General features: G+C 50.3%; 22 protein-coding genes and 2 tRNA genes. 10 read left to right on the forward strand and 14 right to left on the reverse strand.

Translation table 11 applies throughout. From position 1 onward, the window contains the following. The first annotated feature begins 79 nt into the window (after nucleotides 1-79). From FEK30_RS14665 to FEK30_RS14675, 3 genes are all read left to right on the forward strand, one after another. Nucleotides 80-2,107 (forward strand): elongation factor G, encoded by a 2,028-nt coding sequence (locus FEK30_RS14665; protein ID WP_065711048.1) that lies wholly within the window; start codon nucleotides 80-82, stop codon nucleotides 2,105-2,107. A 128-nt stretch (nucleotides 2,108-2,235) separates the two neighbouring features. Next, complete coding sequence (locus tag FEK30_RS14670; RefSeq protein ID WP_138073583.1) at nucleotides 2,236-2,484, forward strand: Ycf34 family protein; 249 nt, start codon at nucleotides 2,236-2,238, stop codon at nucleotides 2,482-2,484. A gap of 82 nt (nucleotides 2,485-2,566) precedes the next feature. Beyond that, the gene (locus FEK30_RS14675; RefSeq protein ID WP_030006664.1) at nucleotides 2,567-2,947 is read left to right on the forward strand and encodes a hypothetical protein; all 381 of its coding nucleotides are present in this window, start codon (nucleotides 2,567-2,569) and stop codon (nucleotides 2,945-2,947) included. A 27-nt stretch (nucleotides 2,948-2,974) separates the two neighbouring features. Here FEK30_RS14675 and FEK30_RS14680 read toward each other — a convergent pair whose 3' ends face one another. After that, entirely contained in the window at nucleotides 2,975-4,117 is a 1,143-nt protein-coding gene (locus FEK30_RS14680) for a hypothetical protein (protein ID WP_138073584.1), read from the reverse strand. A gap of 127 nt (nucleotides 4,118-4,244) precedes the next feature. Beyond that, nucleotides 4,245-4,853 (reverse strand): 30S ribosomal protein S4, encoded by a 609-nt coding sequence (rpsD, locus tag FEK30_RS14685; RefSeq protein WP_030006662.1) that lies wholly within the window; start codon nucleotides 4,851-4,853, stop codon nucleotides 4,245-4,247. Between the two features lie 313 nt (nucleotides 4,854-5,166). Here rpsD and FEK30_RS14690 point away from each other — a divergent pair. After that, nucleotides 5,167-5,251 (forward strand) — tRNA-Leu (locus FEK30_RS14690). A gap of 153 nt (nucleotides 5,252-5,404) precedes the next feature. Here the strand turns inward: FEK30_RS14690 and FEK30_RS14695 are convergent. Together FEK30_RS14695 and FEK30_RS14700 are read right to left on the reverse strand one after the other, a co-directional pair. Next, entirely contained in the window at nucleotides 5,405-5,656 is a 252-nt protein-coding gene (locus tag FEK30_RS14695; RefSeq protein WP_012307691.1) for a hypothetical protein, read from the reverse strand. A gap of 104 nt (nucleotides 5,657-5,760) precedes the next feature. Beyond that, on the reverse strand, nucleotides 5,761-6,081 hold the full coding sequence (locus FEK30_RS14700; RefSeq protein WP_138073585.1) for a Mo-dependent nitrogenase C-terminal domain-containing protein: 321 nt from the start codon (nucleotides 6,079-6,081) through the stop codon (nucleotides 5,761-5,763). A gap of 244 nt (nucleotides 6,082-6,325) precedes the next feature. Here FEK30_RS14700 and modB point away from each other — a divergent pair, with 244 nt between their 5' ends. Then, on the forward strand, nucleotides 6,326-7,027 hold the full coding sequence (gene modB / locus FEK30_RS14705; protein ID WP_030006660.1) for a molybdate ABC transporter permease subunit: 702 nt from the start codon (nucleotides 6,326-6,328) through the stop codon (nucleotides 7,025-7,027). A 91-nt stretch (nucleotides 7,028-7,118) separates the two neighbouring features. Continuing rightward, nucleotides 7,119-7,189 (forward strand) — tRNA-Gly (locus FEK30_RS14710). A 107-nt stretch (nucleotides 7,190-7,296) separates the two neighbouring features. Here the strand turns inward: FEK30_RS14710 and FEK30_RS14715 are convergent. The 6 genes from FEK30_RS14715 to FEK30_RS14740 all read right to left on the reverse strand — a co-directional run bounded on the left by FEK30_RS14715 (nucleotide 7,297) and on the right by FEK30_RS14740 (nucleotide 12,084). Continuing rightward, nucleotides 7,297-8,256 (reverse strand): Npun_F2552 family protein, encoded by a 960-nt coding sequence (locus FEK30_RS14715; RefSeq protein ID WP_138073586.1) that lies wholly within the window; start codon nucleotides 8,254-8,256, stop codon nucleotides 7,297-7,299. Between the two features lie 118 nt (nucleotides 8,257-8,374). Continuing rightward, on the reverse strand, nucleotides 8,375-9,475 hold the full coding sequence (locus FEK30_RS14720; protein ID WP_138073587.1) for a branched-chain amino acid ABC transporter permease: 1,101 nt from the start codon (nucleotides 9,473-9,475) through the stop codon (nucleotides 8,375-8,377). 68 nt (nucleotides 9,476-9,543) lie between these two features. Beyond that, nucleotides 9,544-10,227 carry a 4'-phosphopantetheinyl transferase family protein gene (locus tag FEK30_RS14725; RefSeq protein ID WP_138073588.1) on the reverse strand — a complete coding sequence of 228 codons (684 nt, stop codon included), beginning with the start codon at nucleotides 10,225-10,227 and terminating at the stop codon, nucleotides 9,544-9,546. Nucleotides 10,228-10,237: 10 nt separating this feature from the next. Then, nucleotides 10,238-11,209: a malate dehydrogenase gene (gene mdh / locus FEK30_RS14730; protein ID WP_138073589.1), complete on the reverse strand. Its 972-nt coding sequence runs from the start codon at nucleotides 11,207-11,209 to the stop codon at nucleotides 10,238-10,240. Between the two features lie 15 nt (nucleotides 11,210-11,224). After that, a complete protein-coding gene (locus FEK30_RS14735) occupies nucleotides 11,225-11,440 on the reverse strand; it encodes an NAD(P)H-quinone oxidoreductase subunit O (protein WP_012307699.1) in 216 nt (71 codons plus the stop codon). A gap of 44 nt (nucleotides 11,441-11,484) precedes the next feature. After that, nucleotides 11,485-12,084 carry a chromophore lyase CpcT/CpeT gene (locus tag FEK30_RS14740; protein WP_030006655.1) on the reverse strand — a complete coding sequence of 200 codons (600 nt, stop codon included), beginning with the start codon at nucleotides 12,082-12,084 and terminating at the stop codon, nucleotides 11,485-11,487. 312 nt (nucleotides 12,085-12,396) lie between these two features. On the opposite strand from FEK30_RS14740, the gene FEK30_RS14745 reads away from it, so the two are divergent. Then, the gene (locus FEK30_RS14745; RefSeq protein WP_138073590.1) at nucleotides 12,397-13,425 is read left to right on the forward strand and encodes a hypothetical protein; all 1,029 of its coding nucleotides are present in this window, start codon (nucleotides 12,397-12,399) and stop codon (nucleotides 13,423-13,425) included. On the opposite strand, the gene pyrC is transcribed toward FEK30_RS14745, so the two are convergent. Genes pyrC through FEK30_RS14760 form a run of 3 tightly spaced genes read right to left on the reverse strand, consistent with a single transcriptional unit; the run spans nucleotide 13,422 to nucleotide 16,367 of the window. Then, nucleotides 13,422-14,462, reverse strand: coding sequence for a dihydroorotase (gene pyrC, locus FEK30_RS14750; protein WP_138073591.1), 1,041 nt, complete (start codon nucleotides 14,460-14,462; stop codon nucleotides 13,422-13,424). The genes FEK30_RS14745 and pyrC overlap by 4 nt on opposite strands. 56 nt (nucleotides 14,463-14,518) lie before the next feature. Continuing rightward, entirely contained in the window at nucleotides 14,519-15,415 is an 897-nt protein-coding gene (locus tag FEK30_RS14755) for a branched-chain amino acid ABC transporter permease (RefSeq protein WP_138073592.1), read from the reverse strand. Nucleotide 15,416: 1 nt separating this feature from the next. Continuing rightward, on the reverse strand, nucleotides 15,417-16,367 hold the full coding sequence (locus FEK30_RS14760; RefSeq protein WP_030006650.1) for a branched-chain amino acid ABC transporter permease: 951 nt from the start codon (nucleotides 16,365-16,367) through the stop codon (nucleotides 15,417-15,419). A gap of 138 nt (nucleotides 16,368-16,505) precedes the next feature. Here FEK30_RS14760 and FEK30_RS14765 point away from each other — a divergent pair, with 138 nt between their 5' ends. The 3 genes from FEK30_RS14765 (at nucleotide 16,506) to argC (ending at nucleotide 20,110) form a co-directional block, all read left to right on the forward strand. Continuing rightward, complete coding sequence (locus tag FEK30_RS14765; RefSeq protein WP_138073593.1) at nucleotides 16,506-17,801, forward strand: PAS domain-containing sensor histidine kinase; 1,296 nt, start codon at nucleotides 16,506-16,508, stop codon at nucleotides 17,799-17,801. An 837-nt stretch (nucleotides 17,802-18,638) separates the two neighbouring features. Then, nucleotides 18,639-18,893, forward strand: coding sequence for a hypothetical protein (locus FEK30_RS14770; protein ID WP_138073594.1), 255 nt, complete (start codon nucleotides 18,639-18,641; stop codon nucleotides 18,891-18,893). A 158-nt stretch (nucleotides 18,894-19,051) separates the two neighbouring features. Beyond that, complete coding sequence (argC, locus tag FEK30_RS14775) at nucleotides 19,052-20,110, forward strand: N-acetyl-gamma-glutamyl-phosphate reductase (protein ID WP_062435191.1); 1,059 nt, start codon at nucleotides 19,052-19,054, stop codon at nucleotides 20,108-20,110. Here the strand turns inward: argC and FEK30_RS14780 are convergent. Beyond that, on the reverse strand, nucleotides 20,107-22,356 hold the full coding sequence (locus FEK30_RS14780) for an ATP-dependent helicase (RefSeq protein WP_138073595.1): 2,250 nt from the start codon (nucleotides 22,354-22,356) through the stop codon (nucleotides 20,107-20,109). The two genes, argC and FEK30_RS14780, sit on opposite strands and share 4 nt — an antisense overlap. Between the last annotated feature and the right edge of the window lie 190 nt (nucleotides 22,357-22,546).

Consider the following 22,546-nt stretch of genomic DNA (forward strand, 5'->3'; position numbering starts at 1 on the left):
TTTTCAGCGGATCATCTCCTACTTCCCCGCAAATATTGCCCCATTGCGCCCCCTGCTTCAATCACGAGACGAGAAAATCATGACCAGAACGACCGAAAATATCCGTAACATCGCGATCATTGGCCCCTATTCTGCGGGTAAAACCACCCTCCTCGAAAGCCTACTTTTTCTCACCCAAGCCACTACTCGCAAAGGCCGCATCGAAGACAAAAATACCGTTGGTGACAGTAGCCCCGAGGCCCGTGACCATACCATGAGCGTCGAACTGTCCATCGCCAGCACAAAATATCAAGATATTGAACTGACCTTTCTCGATTGTCCCGGCTCCATTGAATTTCTCCAGGAAACTTACAATGCCCTTGTGGGCGTCGGCACCGCTGTGATTGTTTGTGAGCCAGAAACCGAAAGAATTCTCACCCTGTCGCCCCTGTTTAAATTCCTCGACGATTGGAATATTCCCCACATCGTTTTTATCAACAAAATGGATCGGGCCAAGAATAACTTCCTCGATGTCCTCGCTGCTCTCCAGGAAGCCTCGAACCGTCCCTTGGTGCCCCAACAGTACCCCATCCGCAAGGATCAGCAAACCCTCCTGGGCTACATCGACTTAGTTTCAGAACAAGCCTATCACTACCATCCCGACTGTCCAGCAGATCCAGTCCCTTTCCCGGAAGAACTGCACATTGAAGAAAAGATCACCAGGGAAGAAATGCTAGAAACCCTGGCCGACTTTGATGATGAACTTTTAGCAATGCTCCTGGAAGAAGTAGCCCCTTCTTCAGAAGAAATTCTCCAGGATCTCCGCAAGGAACTCAGCGCAGATCAAATTGTGCCCGTGGTGTTTGGGATTGCCAGCGAAGATTATGGTGTCCGACCACTCCTCGATATTTTGGTGCAGGAGGCCCCGGCCCCTGTGGATACCACCGCCCGTCGGGAACTCAAAGCTTCCCCCCAGGAAACCGTTGTGCAGGTTTTAAAGAACTTCTATACGCCCCAGGGTGGAAAACTATCCCTAGTGCGGGTTTGGCAAGGGGAACTCCAGGAAGGGATGCTCCTCAATGGTCTCCGACCAGCGGGAATTTACCAACTGATGGGACACCAACAAAAGCCGATCCAAAGGGCGATTACCGGAGAAATTGTTGCCCTGGCTCGCCTGGAGGATGTCAAGGTCGGCGAAACCCTCAGTAGTGGTGATAAACCCCTGAAGCCGCTCCGGACAGCCACGGTGATGCAACCGGTTTATGCTTTGGCGATCGCCCCAGAAAATCGCAAAGATGAAGTCAAGCTGAGTAATGCCCTCAACAAACTAGTCGATGAAGATCCATCCCTGGCCTGGGAACAACATGGTGACACCCACGAAGTCATCCTCTGGGGCCAAGGGGATATCCATCTCCAGGTGGCCCTCGAACGTCTCCGCCGCAAATATAACCTGCCGATGACGACCCATTTACCACGGGTGCCCTACAAAGAAACAATCCGCCATGGCGGTAGCTCCCATGGTCGTTATAAACACCAAACCGGGGGCCATGGCGCCTTTGGGGATGTGTACCTCGAAATTAAGCCGCTTAATCGGGGCACGGGTTTTCAGTTCCACGAAACCATCGTCGGTGGCGTTGTCCCTAGACAGTACATTCCTGGGGTGGAAATGGGAGTGCGGGAATACTTAACTCAGGGGCCTTTGGGTTTCCCGGTGGTGGATGTGGATGTGACCCTCACCAATGGTTCGTATCATGCCGTAGACAGTTCTGAGCAAGCTTTTAAACAAGCGGCACGCATTGCGATGACGGAAGGGATGCCCTTATGTGATCCTCAGTTGCTAGAGCCTATTTTGCTGATCAATATCTATATTCCCAATGAATTTACCTCCAATGCCTTGCAGCTCATCAGCAGTAAACGGGGCCAAATTCTCGGCTACGAAAGTTTGACCGATTGGCGCGGTTGGGACCACATCACGGGTTATTTCCCCCTCGCCGAAATGCACAATTTAATCATCGAACTGCGATCGCTCACCTTTGGGGTCGGCTTTTTTGATTGGCAATATGACCACCTCCAGGAGGTACCAGATAAAGTTTCGGAACAGGTTTTGGCAACCCTAAAAGATCATTAAATCTAATTATTGCCAAAAAGTAATAAATCCCTGGTGTGTGCGGCATTGGGGATTCTTTTTGGGGGCGATCGCCTCTGGGGATCTCGCTATACTAAAACAAAGTTCCGTAACCCCTGGAGGTGCGCCCCATGTGCATTTGCGTGGACTGTGAATATGTTGACCGCTGCGAAACCTACCATGTCGTTGAAACCCAGCACCAACAACCCCACCTAACCGACCAGCCTAATTTTTCTCCCATCGAACCGACGATCAACGTCAATATCCGCTCCGAGGGGGAGATGATCGAGATGGAATGGGATGTGGTGGGTTGTGCGAGTTTTTCCCAAGAAAAAGGAAAATGGGCGCGGCTCCGGCCTGGGGAGGCGATTCCCACCTAGGTAATCAATTAACCTTTCACCAAAGTCTAAAGGTTTTCTCCAGTAAAATATGGGCGTGAACATCGCTGTGAGGAAACATCCGATGAAGATAAAGGGTTTTGTTTGGGCCTGTGCCTTGGCGGGAATGCTCCTACCGGGGTCAAAGGCGATCGCCCAGGCCAATATGAAAAATGGCTTTCTCAATGTTCAGATGCGAGAAGCCCTCTGCGGGCAAAACTGGCCCCGGGCGATCCAAGTCCTCGACACCATGAAGCGCATTAGTCCCAAAGATCGGTCTAGTCTGGAGCGATACCGGTCTTTCCTCGTAAATTTCCGCAATAATAATACTCGCATTGCCGCTTGGCCCGCGTCTGATTATTGTGCTGGGACGGTGGAGGCGCTGCCGAATCCCAATGCAACTAACCCCAACTCCAGTTCTGGCAGCAACCCCAATATGCGCACTGATACGGTGCCGACTTTTTAGGGTTATTTAAGTTAACAAAATCAATCGTTAGTTCTTTTGGGCGATCGCCTCAGAATGGGTTTCGGCACCATGGGCGAAAATAATTGTGCTGTAGAGGTGCCAGGCCGGATCCCAATAGGTATCTTGGTGAGTTTCCTGGCGGAATAGATTCACTTGGGGTTGGATTTTACGCAGCAGTTCCGGAAAGTCACGGGCATTATTTGCGAAACTCTTAAAGTCTGACCATTTTCGACTATGGCTCAGGTGCTCAGTAAGACGGTGTTGCATCTGATTCCAGTTGTGGCGGTTACTGAGATGTTCAATGGGATTTTGGGTTGCTTCGAGAAAAGATAATCCCTGCTGGAATTGGTAATGCTGGTCATTCAGCCGGAAAATCACTTGGCGATCGCCCCAATGTAAATCGCAGAATTGAGCATAATCAAGGATTTTTGTTTTGTAATAAGATTTGCCGCGACCGTCTTTTTCGAGAGATTCTTCAAAAATGGGCAACATGCCCGTTACCCATTGGGAAATCTCCGACCAAGGCACTGTATATTCAACGGCCTGTTGGGTTTCATCAAGGCCCCGGAGCAGCAAATGGGGATCGAGTTGTTCAATGGTCTGGACTTGGATCACCGGAATATTTTGTAACTGGGCCAAAGAGAGACAAAAACTGGGAATATTGCCCTGGGTGAGGGCTTTCTTTAAAAAACGGAGTTCTCCCAAGGCACCTGTGCGGAATAAGCGCCAAGATTTCAGGGGCAGTTGTAATCCCGCCGAGTAGGCATCGGTGCGTAATACTGTCGCGAAATATTGGGCGGCTGTTTTCTTTTGTTTGGGGCTAATGGGCTCTAACACGATCAGACCATAAACTTCTCCGCCGGGGGCAGCCTTTTCTTCGGCGATCGCAGCTTGGGTCAGAGCTAATTCCCTTGCTTCGAGTCGGGCCAAACCTTGCCGCGCTTGGGTGACTACCTTGGGCACAGAAACGCCTTTGAGTAACCGTCGATAACCCTTTTCGGCCTTCTGCCATTGTTCCGTTTCTTCACACCACCGGGCCACATACAAACGGAACCAAGGATTTTTTGGCTCTACCTTTTGCCATTGCAGCAGCAATTGGCGCATCCGGCCATAGTCCTTTGCGGCAAGGGCGACCTGAATTTGTTTGAGGATCGGAACAGACTGAACCATAGCAACACAAAGAAAAAGGCGATCGCCTCTGACATTTCCCTCATTCTAGCCACTCTCCCCTACAAAAAAAGGGGCATAATTGCCCCTCTCCCAAATAATGAACTTTGCAAAAATTGCCAAATAATATTTAGGCCATCCGAGAGTAGTATTCCACCACAAGTAGCTCGTTAATTTGGAGTGCAACCCATTCCCGTTCGATGATGCCGTTAACCTTACCGGTTAGAGTGGGCTTATCAAATTCCAAGTGGCTGGGAATATTCGCTAAACCGGGAAATTCCATGTTCGCTTCGACCAATTTCCGAGAGCGATCGCGGTCACGCACGGTGATCACATCTCCAGGACGACATTGATAACTCGGAATATCCACAACCCGGCCATTAACCAAGATGTGACCATGGTTTACCAACTGGCGCGCCCCAGGAATGGTACCAGCCATCCCCAAACGGAAGACAGTATTATCCAAACGCATTTCTAACAATTGCAGAATGGTCTGTCCCGTAGAACCAGTCGTCCGTCGCGCTTTACGCACATAACGAATGAGCTGCTTTTCGGATACACCATAGTTGAAGCGTAGCTTTTGCTTCTCTTCCAAACGAATTGCATATTCAGAACGCTTGCGGCGACCCTGGCCATGCTGTCCCGGGGGATATTCCCGACGGGCGCTTTTACGGGTTAAACCCGGTAGTTCTCCGAGTCTACGGGTGATGCGTAGACGTGCTCCACGATAACGAGCCATAAGGTTTTCTTTCTCCTTACAAGTAAAAAATGAGTGTAGAAATAAAGACCCCAAACCGCTTACTACGGCTCTTTTTGAGATTTTTACCCACGGGAGGGAGGTCGAAACTTGACGTCCCACGGGCTGTAAACATTCCAAAATTTGACTGTCTTTTTAATGGAGACAATCAAGGATTTTAGAAAATTCCACAATTCAACAAGCATATCACGCTCTCACTCGAAACAGTGACTAAATTGCTTTTCTAGGGTAATAAACAGAGATGAATGCTTGTCGAAACCTAAAAACTATGATTTACTTGTAAGAGTGCCCAAACGGGGGTGTGGCGGAATGGTAGACGCTGCGGACTTAAAATCCGTTGACAGTAAAATGTCGTGAGAGTTCAAGTCTCTCTACCCCCATCAAAAGTCAAATTCGTACTTTCAAATTAATATTTGTGTCACGGTTCTTAGCTTTTCAAAGGAAACTGGGTCTGTTTTGAGCTGTACGGTATCGGATAAATCACTGGCCAGTGTGATCCGATGAAGTTCAAATAATTCCGAGAACGAACGATTTTAGAAACGCTCAATACTACCGAGAAATACAGGTTCTACCCGAATGGCCTTGATACTAGAAGGGCGAACAACCATAAATTCTCCCTGCATATTCTTAATCGGCACATTGATAAAGTCGTCGGCCTCAGCCTTGGGAATTAGAACACTGCTGTACCATTTTTGAAATTCTTTGATGTCGCTAAAGCGAACTTCCTCGCGGTGACCACCTTCGATCAGGAAAAAAATAGCGTATTCGTCTGCTTGTCTGGGCATAGGGTCTTGTACTCAGCAGGGGTCAAATTCAGGAAAACCAAAGGGTAATTGATTCTTGACCTAGTGTATCTCAGGTTGTGGGATCTGCCATAGGGCTGTGTTTCTCATTGGCAGTACATATTGATGTCTTCACCGGTTTCAGCGAGGAAGGTGAGAGCCCGAAAGCGGAGTGCGACCAGTTCGTTATAGAGGGGGTTGAGTTTGCACAAGGGCGGAATACTAAATAAAACGCGCCCTAAAAGGCTCACATCGCGGGCAAAGGGGCATTGGGCGGGAATCAAGCGGCAGACGAGGTGGGCGGCTTCGGGGGTCGTGAATTCGATGGCATTGAGCCAAAATCGTAGGGATTGGAATAAATCAAGGCGTCGGTTGCGAAAAAGGCCAGAATAATGAAGATGATGACGATTACTAGGAGAAGAGTGCATTGAGATGATCCCTTGATAAAAATGATGGGTGTGCGGAGCGATGATGGGAAAATTTGGTGTAGGGGATTTTGGGGCGATCGCCAAACAAATGCCGACTTGTTTCGGGGGTTAACTCTATTTTAGTATCGATAAATTGGCTTGGAAAAAACGTGATTGAATTGACAATTTTCCGGCAAATCGAGATTTTTTCTGGGATTCTCCGCTGTTTTTTGAACTTTAAGCGCGTTTTGAGGTCTGGGGTTTGATGTTCTCGCCTGAGGCGATCGCAGTTGTGTTGCCTGCCCTATGGATTTCCCTCAAGGTGGCCGGATTCGCCACAATTTTATCGACGTTTTTTGGGGGAGGGTTGGCCTATGGCGTCGTGCGCTATCAGTTCTGGGGGAAATTTTGGCTAGAGGCGATCGCCACTTTACCGTTAGTGATGCCGCCCACCGTCGTTGGCTTCTATTTACTACAACTCTTGAGTCAACAGGGTTTACTGGGATTCTGGTTAGATCAATGGTTTCAAATTCGCCTAATTTTTTCCTGGCAAGGGGCCACCATCGCGGCGACAGTCATGGCTCTGCCACTTATGTTTAAAACCACCAAAGCAGCCCTACAAAGCGTCAATCCCATTTATTTGGAGGCGGCGGCGACCCTGGGGCAATCGGAATGGCAAATTTTTTGGCGGGTGTGGCTGCCGTTAGCAAACCGTGGCGTTTTAGTGGGAATTTTGCTGAGTTTTACCCGGGCCCTCGGTGAATTTGGCGCAACCCTGATGGTAGCTGGCAATATCCCTGGGTTAACCCAAACGATGCCCATGGCCATTTATGAAGCGGTGCAAACGGGCGATCAGACCCTTGCTGCCATATTTGTGGCGATTTTGACAGGGATTTCTTTCCTAAGCCTATTAATGACCCAATACCTAGAATCTCGTACCGCGACTAAACCACAGTTTTTCCGGTAACAATCCCTTGGGGGAGAAGAGAAAAAATTTATGATTTTTCTGGTCAAAGTGACTTAAAGATGCTAGATTTGTGTGAGTGTCTAAACCGCTTGCGGGTGTAGTTTAGTGGTAAAACCTCAGCCTTCCAAGCTGATGATAGGGGTTCGATTCCCCTCACCCGCTTAGTTTACAGAAAACCGAAAGCCGCAATTGTCCGAGAAGGAATTCTAGGTTAGATAATTTGTGCTGGCCCAGACTAAATTTTGCAACTAGACAGGGCCAAACTCAACCTACTTGCCGCTATAGGAAGCCATGGGTTCTTTGATAAAGCGAATGTAGAAGTGTCGAAAAGTAGACTTGAGAATGCGGGGTAGGGCAAAGTCGATGGGCATTAGGGCTTCGGGGAGTTTCCAATCGGCGATCGCCAACTGTTGCGGCGTCGCTAGGGGAAAGTGAATGTTTGTCAGATCACTACAGAGTCCTAGTTCCATGGATTTCGCCACCGTCGGCACTAATTCCGGTTCAACGCCTAAAATATCCACCATCGCCCGGTCTAGGGCAAAAACGTCCGTAGAAGCCCCCAATACGCCCAATTGCTTCGGTTCGCCACCACTGGGGCCATTGCCTTCGTGACCAATAATCCCATCAAGGATCGTCAAATCCGGGGCGATCGCCTGGGCCGTTTCGATGAGCATCGTTGCAAACTGTTCGGGATCTTTGCCCGCTTCCATGTGCCACCAAGCTTTCATTTTCCCAGGCACACAACCAAACAAATTTTTTACACCCAGGGTCAGGGTGAGTTGCACGTGGGATTTTACCTTGGGCAGATTAATCACCACATCCGCCTCCATCGCTTCCTTCGAGAGGCGTAAATTTTGGTAGTTGTCCCCTTCCGTGCGGTACCGTTTGCCGTGGAATTCCACCAGGGGAATCTCCAACTCTTCGAGCAAGGGTAAATAGCCGTTATTTTTCGCGACTCCCTGGGCCGACCCAAAAGCCGGACTGTCACCAATAAAGGGTTTGCCGCCTGCTTCTAAAACCATCTGGGCGACGCAGTAAACCACTTCCTTACGGGTAATGCATTCTTTGGTCGGCCGTGCCCCGGTGAGCATATTCGGTTTTAGCAAAACGCGATCGCCTGGTTTCACAAAAGCCGCCATCCCCCCCAATGGCTCCAGCAAAGTTTCAAGGGATTGGCGCAGTTCGGGCAGCTCGTAGGCTTGGGCCGCAAGTAAGCTAACGGTAGACATGGCAAATGAACGGAGATAATGGGCGACAAAAAAGCATTTCCCATAGATTAACGTAGGAAATGCCAGGACGTTATGTTTATCTCAGCAGTAATAACGGTAATGCCGGAAATTTTGCCAATTATTTACCAAGGGTCAACTCATCTTTATTCCCCAAAATTCCCTGGGGCCGCCACACCATCAGCACCATCAAAATTAGACCAATCACCATAATCCGTAATGCGCCGAGGCGGGCATCGTCCACCAAATTTAACTGGGGCAACACAAACCGCGTCAGGGAGTCGTAGGCAAAGAAAATGAGCGCACCAATTAAAGTACCGGGATTCGTGCCAGCGCCGCCTAACACCACAATTGTCCAAGCGTTGAAGGTGACTAACGGATCAAAATTAGCCGGATAAACATTGGTCAACTGCCACGCATAAAAAGAACCCGCTCCACCGGCGATCGCCCCACCGAGCATAAAGGCCTGCAACTTATACCAAAAAACATTTTTACCGAGGGCACGGGGGATTTCCTCATCTTCGCGAATCGCCTTCAGCACCCGACCCCAGGGGGATCGCACCAGATATTCCAGACCGGCATACACCAAAGTCAAGGCGACCACCGACAGCAACATCAGCCCTGCTTTGTAGTTGTAATTTTGGAGGGCAATGCAGCCATTGATAAACAAACTGGTGATGATGCCGCCCCCAAGGATGCCCCAGACAATCACCCCTAAACCAGATTTTTCCTGTTTTTTGAGTTTTTTCCAGCGCCAGCGCAACCCCCGCCACAATTGCCATGCTGCAAAAATTGCAATGATCGTCAACCAAAAAATCAAAGAAATCTTACCCACTTGGTTCGGTCGAAAACTTCCCAGGGGCAACGGATAACCCTGCACCCCAAAGGCTCCCCTGGTTAACCATTCTTCGTTGAGGGCCACCAACCGCACCAATTCAGACACCCCAATGGTCACAATTGCCAAATAATCTTCCCGCAGCCGCAGGGTTGAGAGGCCAATGAGCAGCCCCAGTAAAGCCGCGACCCCAGCCCCAATGGCGAGAGAAAGCAGTAAGGGCACGCCTTGGCTGGAGAGTAAAACTGTGGCATAGGCACCGACGGTCATAAAAGCCACATGACCAAAGTTAATCAGGCCCGTAAAGCCCCATTGCAAATTGAGGCCCAGACAAAAAATGCCGTAGGTTGCCGCTGAGATGGTGAGATAGACGAGATAGCCGACCATAGTGATTTGTGATTTTTTTTATAGGGATGGAGATTAAAAAGCTTGTTTTGAGAAGACGAAGGAAAGCCTCAAACTGCCCCATCATATAGCATCCATTCCCCCCGGTTTGTAAACTGGGCACTAGGTTGATCAATGGCGATCGCCCCCCAATGATTTTGATCCGGCTCCCCCCAAAATAACGACCAAGGTTGCGGGTCAGGGGTAATGAGTTGGGGTGTGGGTTTTAGGTGCACTTCAACGGCGTCTAATCCCCCTTGTAGGCCCAAACCGGTGCCCTTTAGATAAGCTTCTTTTGCTGTCCAGAGTTGTAAAAAGGCCGATTGTTGCGCTGTTTCTGGGAGCTGTCGCAGGAAATCAAATTCTGCTGCCGTAAAAAATCGTTTTGCAAGCCCTAGAATGTCACTTTTTCGTCTTTTTGCTTCTAAATCCACCCCTAAGTGGCCTTGGGGAACATCTAAGCTAATGGCACAAAGGGCTAATTTTTTTGTGTGGGATAAATTAAACGCAATGTCCGGCAACAGCGGTTTCCCGTGGTCACCATAATCAAAGGCGATCGCCCTGGGATCTCGCTGGAGATAAAACCCAAGGATTTGCCTTAAACCAGCCCGTGCCAGAATAAAACGCCGTTGCAAGTCTAGGAATTTAAACTCCTTGGCTCGCCGTTGTTCGTCATCGCTCAAGAGCCACCACAGTGCCTTCGACTGTCCCAGTTTTTCCAGGGAAATTAACCAATATTCCACCGACACTGCCATGGACGGTCTATCAAAAACTCAGTTTAGAGAGGGCCTGATCGCGGCTATCCCGTACCGAAGCCGCAGAGCGATGCAATTGTGCCAGTTCAGCATCGGTCAAAGGGATCTCAACAATTGCTTCTACGCCCCGGCACCCCAACCGACAGGGCACCCCCAAGAACAAATCCGTCAAACCATACTGACCTTGAAGATAAACCGAGGCAGGTAACAGACGAGATTGATCCTGAATGAGGGACTCAATCATGTGACAAACAGACGAAGCCGGAGCATAGAAAGCACTGCCCGTTTTAAGGAGGGACACAATCTCTGCGCCACCATTCTGGGTGCGTTCGATCAATCCTTGAATTTTAGTGGCATCCATCAACTCAGTAATTGGGATACCACTCACCGTACAGTAATGGGGCAGCGGCACCATTAAATCTCCATGGCCCCCAAGGACGAGGGTTGAAACATCCCCGGTACTGACCCCTAGTTCCATCGCAATAAAGGTGCGTAAACGGGCTGAATCTAGGACGCCCCCCATGCCCAGCACATGGTTCACTGGCAAACCCGTCACCTTCCAGGTGAGGTAGGTCATCACATCCATCGGGTTTGTCACCACGATAAAAATGGCTTGGGGGCTGCGCTCCATGGCTTCTCTTGTGGCATGGACAACGATCTTGGCATTGTAATGGAGCAGATCTTCTCGGCTCATGCCGGGCTTGCGGGCCAGCCCAGCGGTAATCACCACAATGTCGGAACCCGTTGTATCAGCATAATCATTGGTGCCGAGAATGGTTTTATGGTGCCCTTCTAAACCCTGGGCCTCGTATAAATCAAGGGCAATGCCTTGGGGAAGACCTTCAACAATATCGAGCAAGACCACATCCGCGAGGTTTTTTTCGATGACCCGTTGGGCTAGGGTACTACCGACTTTTCCGGCACCGATCACCGTCACTTGGGGCGCTTTACAGGAAATGGAAGGGACGGCGATCGCACACATGGGACTATTCCAAATTTAAACAGCTTCGAGTTGATCGAGACGGAGCCAAACACTGGGGGTTGGGGTATAGAAACGTACAAAGGCATATTCATCGTCGAGATCGAGGATTTCGCCTTGGCTTCCGAAAAAGTAGGCGGGTAAACGGGAATCACTCGCTTTCGCTTCGAGGCTATTGGTGAATTGTTCTTTAATCACCCGCACAAGGCTTCCTTTCTTCAGTTTAGCCGCCATAATTTTTGCTTCTCTCCTAATTGTGATGAATTTTATTTTAGAGGTTAATGGGGTTGAACTTCCCCAGAGAAATTGTTGATCTTTTCAAACTCAAACGCTCCCGCCAGGGAGCCCCAGAGAATTTTATCGGTGACCGGATCACGACCGCGATCAATACTGATCAAGGCGTTATCGGTGATTTCAAAGCTGTTATCGAGGTAGCTCTCTTTGTTATAACGCACAACCCGGCAGCCTTTTCCGGCCTGAACAGTGCCCTTAAAGCTCGTCCCACTCCAGGTGACGATCATGTCGCAACCGGGCATGGGGTCTAGATCGGCCATGTCAAAGTGCTGCATCATGGCAGGGTTGCGGGCAGCACCCATATATTTGGTTTTGGCATCATCCTTGGGTTTGTAATGCACCAGTTCCATGTGGTCATCGACGGGTTTGATATGAAACAGGCGCAAACGGTAAGGAGCAGAGGTATCAGAGCTGTAGGCCTGTTCGAGGTAGAGGCCATAGCCATCGAAAAATTGATTAGGCAGGGGGCGCATACAAACTTTGATATGAGCCCAGAGGGGCGGATTGGCGAGGGCCTGGGCTTCGTTAGAAAACTCCCCTGCCATCCAGCGGGCAAGGGTATGGGCATCGGTAGAGTGGGACATAGGAAATTGCTTTGATAATTTGATAAATGGTTTGGTAAAGGATTTTCTAAAAAGATTAGGGTCAGCTTTGGGGGCTGATTGTCTAAGCTTAGGAAAAAGGGGGACAGCTAGGCAACATTCGTCGTCTTGACTTTCCCCAGCAGAAATTGACGGCTTAGGTGGGGCGATCGCCCCTTGGGGAGTGCGGCATCCTCCCTTTCCTTTTCGTCGACCATCTCAGACAATAAAACATCTTGAGGTTTGATTTTTGCAATCGTTACATCGTTACCCGTCCAAATAAGCCCCCGTACACCAATAAGATTTAGGAAGTGAATGGTCAAAGCAATTGAACAGGTTCGTCGAGATTTAGCCACCATTAGTGAGCGGGTAGTGGGGGTGCGTGAAGCCCTGACCAGCGCCTATGGCGATTACCTCAATTGCCTCGGAGATAGCCTCAAACGTCAATTGGTTCTCGCCAGTTACCAACTCTGCACCCAGATTTATCCTCAAAAGTTTTTGCAACTTTCCCATAGTCAGCGGCAAGCCCTGCAACAGGAACTACGCCAACAGGGAATCGACCTCCAGACTCGCTTGCACACCCTCCTAACAGAGCCAGAGGATCAGCCGAGTGAAGCGGAATCGGAAGTGATGGCCGAATTTTTTGTTGATGCTGGCGACATGGAAAATAGCGAGGATCTTGATCAAGAATTGTTTGAAGTTTTTGAAAGTCTCGATCAGGCGATCGCCACCGATGAGCCGCCAGAAGACAAAATAGATAAAGATGATCAACTGCCAGCCCAACTCGAAGACAAAGAAAAGCGGCGGGAATTGTCCCAGTTGGCAGAGCGCATCGCCGATAGTTTGGCCGAAATGATGCAGGGGCCTGCGGTAGAAGTCTCCACTGATGAAAATAGCCCAGATTATTGGCTCGAATGGTGCAAAACCACTGAAAAACGTATTCGTCGCACCCTTAACCAAGTCTCCCAAACGGTTAATCACCAGCTCCAGGACGCCAAGATTCTCCCGGAAAATATCCCAACCACCGTCCTCGATATGGCGATCCAAGCCGATAATCAACAGCATGGCGGTCAGATGCCAAGCCATTTAGTAAACGTCGTCATTGAAGCTGAACTGGGTAAGAAAAAGAAGAAGAGGAAGCACCGTACCCACCTGACGGCTGTGCACCTCAAAGTTTCAGAAGTTGAGTTTACGGAACCGGAAGTTTCGGCCCAGCGCCGCCGTCTCCGGGAACAAGTTGATAAGCTCCGTAATTTGCAAAAGTATTACCAAAAGGCAAAACAGGATTTGGCGATCGCCGAAGCAGAGGCCGCCTGGCGCGCCAGTTGGTACGAAAATTCCTAGGCGACCGGGGCGAATTTCCAGCTCAATTCCTGGCCAGCCCAAAGGGGCACAAGACTTGATTCCGGAAAAGGCAGCGCGTCGGGAATCTGCCAAGGGGTTTTCGTTAAGGTGATTCTTTCCGTATTACGGGGCAGTTGGTAAAAATCTGGCCCATAGAAACTGGCAAAGCCTTCAAGTTTATCCAGGGCGTCTGCTGCTTCAAACACCGTGGCGTATAGCTCTAGGGCATGGAGCGCCGAATAACACCCCGCACAGCCACAGTCACTTTCTTTGCGATCGCGGCCATGGGGCGCACTATCGGTGCCGAGGAAAAACTTTGGATTGCCAGAGGTTGCCGCTTCCAGAAGTGCTTCCCGGTGGGTCTCTCGTTTCAAGATCGGTAAACAGTAGAAATGGGGCCGAATGCCGCCCTGGAAAATACTGTTGCGATTGAACAGCAAATGTTGGGGGGTAATCGTCGCCGCCACTTTTTCATCGCTCGCCAGGACAAATTCCACCGCATCTTTAGTGGTGATGTGCTCTAAAACAATGCGTAGCTGCGGAAAGCGTTCCTTCAGGGGACGGAGATAAGTTTCGATAAAAACTTTTTCCCGGTCAAACACATCCACCCGATGATCGGTCACCTCTCCATGGAGCAGCAGGGGCAGATCAACCGCTTGCATCGCCTCAAACACCGCATCACATTTACGAATATCTGTGACGCCAAAGTCAGAGTTGGTTGTGGCACCAGCGGGATAATATTTCACCGCTTTCACAAACCCGGATTCTTTCGCGGCTTGAATTTCAGCAGGACTGGTATTGTCCGTGAGGTAGAGGGTCATCAGAGGTTCAAAGGTCTGCCCTGGGGGAATGGCGGCCAAAATGCGATCGCGATAGGCAGCGGCCTCAGCAACGGTACGCACAGGGGGCTTGAGGTTGGGCATCACAATGGCCCGGGCAAATTGGCGCACCGTATCGGGCAAAACAGCCTTGAGTGCTTCCCCGTCGCGGAGGTGCAAATGCCAGTCATCGGGGCGAGTGAGAGTGATTGTTTCCATTATTTCTAGATAAATTGGTCAAACAAGGGAAAAAAGCGGCGATTTAACGATAAAAATTAGATTTTAGGCTTCAAAGCAGTGGGTAAACAACGACGTAGCAGTTCGGGGGTAATCAAACCCTGGGGATAAAAAATCGTCCCCAGCAGCAAAAGCAAACCGAAAAAGATCAGCCGCGCATCTCCTAGACCCCGCAGCACTTCCGGGAGAGCCGTGAGGACAATGCCCCCCAGAATCGGCCCTAAAAAAGTACGACTACCCCCGACCAACACAAAGGCTAGGTAGGTGATACTGGCATCAAAGGTACCCTGGCGCGCATTCCAAGTGTTGAGAAAATGGGCGGCGATCGCCCCGACAACACCCGCTAAAATTGCCCCCAGTACAAACGCCAACACCTTATATTGAGTCGGGTTAATGCCCATGGCACTGGCGGCGAGTTCGTCCTCACGGATGGCGTTAAAGGCGCGGCCCACCTTGGTATTTTCTAGACGCCATACCAAAACACCCATGATGATTAGCAACGGCCCCACCAACCACAGATAACCGAGGGGACTGCGAAAGGGTTGGGGAATGCCAAAAATCCCCACAGCGCCCCCGGTAATGGGCAAATTTAGCGACAATACCCGGACAATTTCCACTAAAGCGATGGTGGCGATCGCCAAATAAATCCCCCGCAACCGCAACACAGGCACGCCAATGATCAGAGCAACTATTCCAGAGGCTAACCCCGCCAGGGCCATTTCCCCCAGGAGCCAAGGCAGTGGAAAGATAGTCCCCGTAAAGGCGATCGCCTGGGTCGAGAGGATCGCCGCAATGTAACCCCCCAGGGCATAGAAACCCGGTGTCGCCAAAGAAAGCTGCCCCGCCATCAGTGGTAGGTAAACCGAGATCCCCAACAGTGCCCCCAGAAGCGTAGAAACGATCAAATAGCCATAGGTACTCAAAAATGCCGCCATCTCACACCTTTTGAATCGTTTTTTGGCCCAATAACCCCTGGGGCCGGAGCAGCAACATCCCAAACAGTAACGCAAAGGCGATCGCCTCCCGATACCCTGAAAAATCCGCTGGAATGAATGCTTCTGCCATGCCGATAATTAAACCGCCCAGCACCGCTCCCGGAATATTTCCCAAACCCCCTAGAACAATTACGCCTAATCCCTTCAAACCATAGCTAATGCCGAAATAAGGCCCCGCAATGCTCACGCTAGAACCCACCAATGTTCCCGCCAGGCCCGCCAAGGCACCACTCACAAAAAACGTCACCCGCACCACTTGTTCCGTATTAATCCCCAAGAGACTGGCGGTTGTGCTGTCCTCTGCCACCGCTTGGATCGCTTTCCCAAATTTCGTTCGGGTCATGCCATAGGTCAACAGGGTCACAACCAGTGCGGACACCATCAAAATAATGAGCTGTACTGTCCGGATCAGAATCGGTCGCTCTGGAGAGCCAAAGTTAATCGACTCCGGCAAACCACCGTAAATATCCGCTGGAAACGTATAAATCTCTGCGCCCACCAACAGCTGAATCCCATTCACAATCACCACGGCAGCCCCCAGACTGGAGACCAAACTCAGGAGAGGATCGGCGCCCCGGAGGCGTAAAGGACGAAACGCGAGCCATTCTACTAACATCGAAACGCAGCCCGCGAAGCCGCAGCCAATTAATAACGCCAAACCAAAGGGCAGGGCAAAGGGTAATTTCACCTGGGCCAAGAAGCCATTGAAGCCAAATTGTCCCCCGGCAAAGAGATAAGTGAAGTAAGCGCCTAGGGTAAAAATCGCTCCGTGGGCAAAGTTAATAATGCCAAGAATCGAAAAAACGAGGGTATAGCCCAGGGCAAAAATCGCGTAGACACTACCAATGGAAAGACCATTGAGAAGTTGCTGGAGGAACAGGGTAAGATCCATGTTGTCAGGCGAAGAACGGCACGGTGGTTTCTAAATAGTAATACCACCAATGGGAAAGTCCTGCCCCATTCTCAACGCCATCATCCTGAGTAACCCCTAGCAAATAACGGCGATCGCCAAAAGCACCCGTATCAAAGCATGATTTGGATTCCGATAATCATTGGCTGTGGCACAGCAGGCATTATTTGTTTCACTTGGCAACAGCGCCAAAAGCAACAAGTCCGACAAATGCTTTACTCCTACGGTGAACATCCCAGTGACGAGCTTCTCTTTGCGCCCCTTTCTTCCCTCCGCCGGGAACTAAAAAGCCTCTACGAAGAAAAACAAGAACTCCAGGCAGAACTAGACCAATGGTATCGGGTGATCGAAAATGCCCCCTTTGGATATCTGCGGGTTGACATGGATAATCAACTCATTTTGTGCAACCCAAAGGCCCGACAGCTCCTGTGCTTGAATCGTTGGCAGCCAGGGCAAATTCGTCTCTTGCTGGAATTAGTCCGCTCCTATGAGTTAGACCAGCTCATCGAAACCACCCGCAGCGCTCGCACCGCCCAAAGCCAGGAATGGGAATTTTTTCCGAGCCATGACGCCCAAACCCGTGCTGAAGGCCCCAACCAACCGATACACCTGCGGGGAAGCACTATCCCTTTAAGTCGTGGCGATGTGGCGGTTTTTTTAGAGAACCAAGAGCCGATTCACATCCTGAAACGTTCCCAAGAAAAATTACTGTCTGATCTGACCCACGAGCTCCGAACGCCCCTAACGGCGATGCGGCTCCTCGCAGAAACCCTAGAACAGCGTCTAACGGGCTTGGAATTGAAATGGGCTGGTCAAATTCTTAAGGAAATTAATCGTTTATTTTACCTTGTCCAGGACTGGCTAGAACTGAGCCGACTAGAGTCCCACCCCCACCAAGTTTTGAGCTACCAAACCTTTGATCTGGTGCAGTTGATTAACGATGCTTGGGAAACCCTCACCCCCCTCGCCCAACAAAAACAAGTCACGCGACAATATCAGGGGCCAGATGCATTAAAAATGACCGCCGATGGCGATCACCTCACCCAGGTTTTTCTCAATCTTTTTGACAATGGCATTAAATACAATCCCGTTGGGGAGGCCATTTTTGTTACTGTATCTCCCCCTGAAGTCGATTCAGACTTCGTTACCGTAGAAGTGATCGATCAAGGCGTTGGCTTTGATCCAGAAGACTTGCCATTTGTGTTTGAGCGCTTGTACCGGGGCGACCAAGCAAGAACAAGACCGGGAGATAATACCGATTTGCGCCAGGGGAGTGGGCTAGGCTTAGCGATCGTGCAGCAAATTATTACTGCCCACGGCGGCTCAATTACCGCCCGCAATCACCCCAAATATCGAGGCGCTTGGCTAACCTTCACCCTACCGCTGCAACTGCCTAATGAGGATCTTGATATTTAATTTTCTCCCACAGGATCGTGAATAGATAAACAACGATCAAGAAATAAATTTGTACTGGCATATGATCTTCCCCCACATATCTGAACTAGATGGTGTCTCTCTGTGCTGGACAGAGACAATCAACTGCAGCGAAAAGTTGCATTCCGAAGCACCAACTTTCCCGGTGGTTAATCTTTATGCCACAGGTAAAATTGTTTTTTTGTTCCCCATAATCCGAAATTACAACTGGAAATTACGCTAAGTCCTCAGATTTTTCCCAAAGGGATCAACCTGAGACTATTGTTCGCTTTTCTTTACAGCTTTAATATTCCCATTCTTCGCTTTTTACACACACATTCAATGAAAATAAAAGCCAAAATTAGGCCGTATTTTCCCGAACCAATTAAGATCTAAAATAGATCGACCCACTTAAGGGGGACTCCCCAAGGCAGCACCTAAATGGCATTCTGCTTGGGCTTAAGGGGTTATTATTCTGTGTAGAAAACTAAAGTTTCAAAAAATTTAATTATCCCTATCCAATTTCATCCTAACATCTAACCCCCCCCTCCATTCAAGGGGGAATTTCCAGGGTAAGGTCTTTTGATGGGCTAATGAAACTCATTTATGCCCACAATGATCACCCTTGTTCCTAGGACAAATATCGTTCGTTTGTACCTAATCATGGGGGTAAATCAATAGATTTTGGCGCGGTTGTCCTGGGCAACAATCCGTAAACTTCTATGGCAGACCCTGGTTTTTGGAATATTTTCTGTATCATTAAATACAAACATTGCAATGATTAGGCTGGCTAATCATCTATGCTCTGTATCTCAAATACTCGTCTCGGAGAAAATCCTGATGCAACGCACCCCTTCCCTTGATTTATCCAGTATTCGCTACTGCCCCAACACAACGGAACACCCCTTTGATACGGCTTTTGCGCCGGCCCAAGCAAACAGTGATTGGGTTAAGTTAGCCCAAACCCCTGAGGCGATCGCCGAAGAAGAATATGCGCTTTTGTTATGTCCCCACGGAGAACAATCCTGGGTCGCTTGGCTCCCGTCCCAAGGGGAAGTTGTGCTCCACCAAGATCAACTGTGTCGCTTGATTTAGGGCCAGACTGATCGGCGAGTTTCCCTCCGAATGACAACGGTTTTTCTTGGCCACGGTGATGGCGCAAAATAAAATCGGTTGTCCTTAGCGTTTCCCTGTACAATTGCAGCCAACAAGGGCGATCGCCCCCAGGCAATGTTCAGGTAATAGCAGGATTTATGAGCAGTTCGGAAAAGGTTTCGGTCGGGATTGTCGGCGCGTCGGGCTATGGTGGTATGCAACTCGTCCGTCTGCTGAGTGATCATCCCCAAGTGGAGCTGACCTATCTAGGGGGCAACAGCAGTGCCGGAAAACCCTACGCAGAACTTTATCCCCATGTCGGCCACCGCATCAAAATGATCGTTGAGCCCATTGATCTCGATGTGATTGCCAGCCGTTGCCAGGTGGTTTTTCTCGGTTTGCCCAATGGCTTGGCCTGTGACCTTGCCCCCCAACTGATCGAACGGGGCTGCAAAGTCCTTGACCTCTCAGCTGACTATCGCTTCAAGGATCTCGACACCTATCAGGCTTGGTATAAAACAGAACGCACCGACCAAGAGACCAATGCGATCGCCGTTTATGGTCTGCCAGAACTCTACCGGGATGACATTCGCCGCGCCCAACTGGTGGGTTGCCCTGGTTGTTATGTTACTGCTAGCCTCTTGGCCCTGGCCCCCCTTTTCAAACAGGGCTTGATTCAGCCAGAAACCGCAATTATTGATGCCAAATCCGGCACATCCGGCGGGGGTCGCCAAGGGAAAATTAATTTACTCTTAGCTGAAGCCGATGCTTCCCTGGGAGCCTATGGGGTGGCCTCCCACCGTCACACTCCAGAAATTGAACAAATTTGTAGCAAACTCGCCAGCCAAGATATTCGCGTGCAATTTACGCCCCACCTCATCCCGATGCCCAGGGGCATTCTGGCGACGGTCTACGCAACCCTCCGGGATCCGGGTTTGGTGCGCGATGATTTACTGACCATTTACAGCGCCTTTTATCGAGCAGCTCCCTGTGTAGAAGTTCTACCCAACGGTGTTTATCCCCAGACGAAGTGGGCCTGTGGCACAAACCTCTGTTATCTAGGGATTGAAGTAGACCACCGCACGGGCCGCGTCATTGTGATGTCTGCCATTGATAATCTCCTGAAGGGACAGTCGGGCCAAGCCGTCCAGTGCATGAATATTATGCTGGGCTGGGAGGAAACGGCAGGCTTACCGCAGTTGGCGTTTTATCCTTAAATTTTTCCTTGTAAAACGTCAAAAATTGGACAGGGTTTCTGGGACTGCAATGAACTTTGGTGGGGTTTAAAGGTACTCCAGGAAAAGGGAGCTTGTTTAGCCGCAGAAAGCCACAGGAGTCGTTTGGCGCGGGTCATGGCCACGTAGAGGAGTCGGTATTCTTCTTCGGTTTTAAGCTGTTGGGCTTCTTGCCAAAGGGTCGCAATCGTCGCTGGGGTCGTTGGCGATCGCCCCTGATCTTGGCCATGGACAAAATGGCGAATTTGGGCCCGGGCCACCTGCGCCAGGTTGTAATCACCAAGGAATTGCGCCCCACTAGGCACCCAACTCATGCCGGGGATTTCGGAGTCGTGCAAAAAAGGAATAAAGACATAGTCCCAATCTAAGCCCTTCGCCTTGTGCATGGTGATCACCGTAATTTGCTGCGGGCGAGTGTAGCGGGCGTCGGTGTCGAGTTCAATGCCTTCAAAACCATCCCGGAGAAGCATTTCTAACGCTTCGAGGCTCTGGCGTAGATTTTTTTGGCCCTGGGTTTGCTGGGCGATGCGTTCGGCGAGTTTTTGCACCGTGGCGAGTTCGACATCGCTATAGTCTAGGGTCATCGCCAAAAAGGGTAAGAGTTGGTAGTGGGGCAGTTGCCAGCGGGCCTGGAGCAGTTGAACACAGAGGGTTTGGGCGGCCTGGGCGGGGCCAGAGGAGAGGTGCGGATCGAGGGGGCCTGGATAGAGAAATTTTTCGGGATAGGTGGCGAGACGGGCTAAATCCTGGGTAGGAATTTTTTGGCGATCGCCTAAAACATCGAGGGCACCCTTGAGGCAGTCGGGGGAGTGGGGCCGTTCCAGAAACCGCAGAATTTGATAAAGCTCTAGCACCAAGTGGTTAGCATCATTACCGCTGCGGGCATCATAAAGGCGAATCGTCGTTGGCTGAAATCGCGCCCTTAACTGCTCAATGACAAATTTGGCCTGACGTTGTTTGCGCACGAGAATTGCTGCACTGTGGTCTGGATTTTCGGTTAATAAAGTTTCGAGGCGATCGCCAAGTTGTTGTACCGTCGCGTAAATATCCTGGGGGTAATGGCGTTCTACCCCCGCCCCAATGGGATCAGGATTGGCATTTTGTTGGGGGTCATGGCTGGGCACCGGAAAAATTTCTTGCCAGCGAAACGCAAACCGATCCGGCGGTGAAAGGGTGTGGCTGGCCCAGTGGAGCATCTGATTCGCCGCAGTGATAATTGGCAGGCTAGAGCGGCCCGCGTAGTGAATTTCGGCACAGTTTACGGCCTGGCAAAAGCGATTGAAATAAAACGGGTCAGCGGGGGTAAAGGTGGAATTGATCGCCTGATTTGGATCGCCCACCCGCACGAGGTTACATTCTCCAGATTCGGGAGCTGTGGCCAGGAGGCGGATCAATTGCTCTTGGAGGGGACTAGAATCCTGGGCCTCGTCTTCAAAAATCCCGTAAATTTGTCCCTGCCAATATTGCTGTAACTCCGGCTGTTGCAGCACCCGGATGGCCCCTAACACCAGATCGTCGTAGTCAAGGACATTGTTCTCCTGGAGCAGTTGTTGATAATTCTGATAAATGCCAGCGGCGATCGCCAAGGATTGGTAAGGATCGTCCAGGGTTTCTCCCAGTTGGGCTACGGCCTGGGGCGAGAGATTAGAACTTTTGCTTTCATGGATCACCGTATGGGCAAGGTCTGGCAAAATTTCTGTGCTGAGGGCAAAGCGGCGGCGCAATTGCTCCGTTTTTTCCTGATCAGAGCGTGCCCCCTGACAAAGACGTTCGTATTGTTCCCCATGGGCTTGAATCCATTGCTCAACGGCGGTGCGGAGGATGGGGTGATTTGCGGGAATATCCTGGAGAGAAAGGCTATCTAGATCCACGCCAGAAACCTCCGGGTGCCGACTGGCAATTTGCAAGGCTAAACCATGAATCGTTTGTACTGAAAAACCCACGATAGGTAACTGGGCGGCCTTGAGGTGGGTCAGAATTTTTTGCTTAATCCCCTCGGCTGCGGCTCGCGTAAAGGTCACAATGACTAACTGTTGGCCGTGGTGCAAAGATTGCCGGGCAAGGGTGAGGACAGCGGCAACGGCTAGGGCATGGGATTTTCCGGAACCGGGAACGGCGGCGATCGCCATTTCTCCAGACCGCCATTGGGCCAACGCATCTTGACCAGGGCGGAGGCCAGCGGCCAGTTGCGTTAAAAATTGCTGTTGATGCACACTAAGGTGGTTCATGGGTCTCACTTACTGCCTGGAAGTTTTGTAGCGGAACGAACAAAATAGCGGGATTTTAAATTAGCTTTCGTTATCAGTGGCGATTTTTTGCATTAGTAAAAACATTAAATAAGAAATCATAATGTCGTGTTAACCAGAGATTTGCCCAGCGGTGCCTAAAGGTGGTCACAGTAAGCGCCTGGAAGAATTT

The organism is Picosynechococcus sp. PCC 11901 (assembly GCF_005577135.1).
In the GTDB taxonomy this organism is placed as follows: Bacteria; Cyanobacteriota; Cyanobacteriia; order Cyanobacteriales; family MRBY01; genus MRBY01.

Bases quoted from the DNA above. Each gene is read 5' to 3' on its own strand.
- FEK30_RS14715 (WP_138073586.1), bottom strand. From the start codon at position 8,256: ATGTCTACCGTTAGCTTACTTGCGGCCCAAGCCTACGAGCTGCCCGAA.
- modB (WP_030006660.1), top strand. From the start codon at position 6,326: ATGTTCTCGCCTGAGGCGATCGCAGTTGTGTTGCCTGCCCTATGGATT.
- rpsD (WP_030006662.1), bottom strand. From the start codon at position 4,853: ATGGCTCGTTATCGTGGAGCACGTCTACGCATCACCCGTAGACTCGGA.
- FEK30_RS14745 (WP_138073590.1), top strand. From the start codon at position 12,397: ATGGTCAAAGCAATTGAACAGGTTCGTCGAGATTTAGCCACCATTAGT.
- pyrC (WP_138073591.1), bottom strand. From the start codon at position 14,462: ATGGAAACAATCACTCTCACTCGCCCCGATGACTGGCATTTGCACCTC.
- FEK30_RS14740 (WP_030006655.1), bottom strand. From the start codon at position 12,084: ATGTCCCACTCTACCGATGCCCATACCCTTGCCCGCTGGATGGCAGGG.
- FEK30_RS14700 (WP_138073585.1), bottom strand. From the start codon at position 6,081: ATGCACTCTTCTCCTAGTAATCGTCATCATCTTCATTATTCTGGCCTT.
- FEK30_RS14675 (WP_030006664.1), top strand. From the start codon at position 2,567: ATGAAGATAAAGGGTTTTGTTTGGGCCTGTGCCTTGGCGGGAATGCTC.
- FEK30_RS14725 (WP_138073588.1), bottom strand. From the start codon at position 10,227: ATGGCAGTGTCGGTGGAATATTGGTTAATTTCCCTGGAAAAACTGGGA.
- FEK30_RS14695 (WP_012307691.1), bottom strand. From the start codon at position 5,656: ATGCCCAGACAAGCAGACGAATACGCTATTTTTTTCCTGATCGAAGGT.
- FEK30_RS14680 (WP_138073584.1), bottom strand. From the start codon at position 4,117: ATGGTTCAGTCTGTTCCGATCCTCAAACAAATTCAGGTCGCCCTTGCC.
- mdh (WP_138073589.1), bottom strand. From the start codon at position 11,209: ATGTGTGCGATCGCCGTCCCTTCCATTTCCTGTAAAGCGCCCCAAGTG.
- FEK30_RS14755 (WP_138073592.1), bottom strand. From the start codon at position 15,415: ATGGCGGCATTTTTGAGTACCTATGGCTATTTGATCGTTTCTACGCTT.
- FEK30_RS14670 (WP_138073583.1), top strand. From the start codon at position 2,236: ATGTGCATTTGCGTGGACTGTGAATATGTTGACCGCTGCGAAACCTAC.
- FEK30_RS14720 (WP_138073587.1), bottom strand. From the start codon at position 9,475: ATGGTCGGCTATCTCGTCTATCTCACCATCTCAGCGGCAACCTACGGC.
- FEK30_RS14760 (WP_030006650.1), bottom strand. From the start codon at position 16,367: ATGGATCTTACCCTGTTCCTCCAGCAACTTCTCAATGGTCTTTCCATT.
- FEK30_RS14770 (WP_138073594.1), top strand. From the start codon at position 18,639: ATGCAACGCACCCCTTCCCTTGATTTATCCAGTATTCGCTACTGCCCC.
- FEK30_RS14665 (WP_065711048.1), top strand. From the start codon at position 80: ATGACCAGAACGACCGAAAATATCCGTAACATCGCGATCATTGGCCCC.
- argC (WP_062435191.1), top strand. From the start codon at position 19,052: ATGAGCAGTTCGGAAAAGGTTTCGGTCGGGATTGTCGGCGCGTCGGGC.
- FEK30_RS14780 (WP_138073595.1), bottom strand. From the start codon at position 22,356: ATGAACCACCTTAGTGTGCATCAACAGCAATTTTTAACGCAACTGGCC.
- FEK30_RS14735 (WP_012307699.1), bottom strand. From the start codon at position 11,440: ATGGCGGCTAAACTGAAGAAAGGAAGCCTTGTGCGGGTGATTAAAGAA.
- FEK30_RS14765 (WP_138073593.1), top strand. From the start codon at position 16,506: ATGATTTGGATTCCGATAATCATTGGCTGTGGCACAGCAGGCATTATT.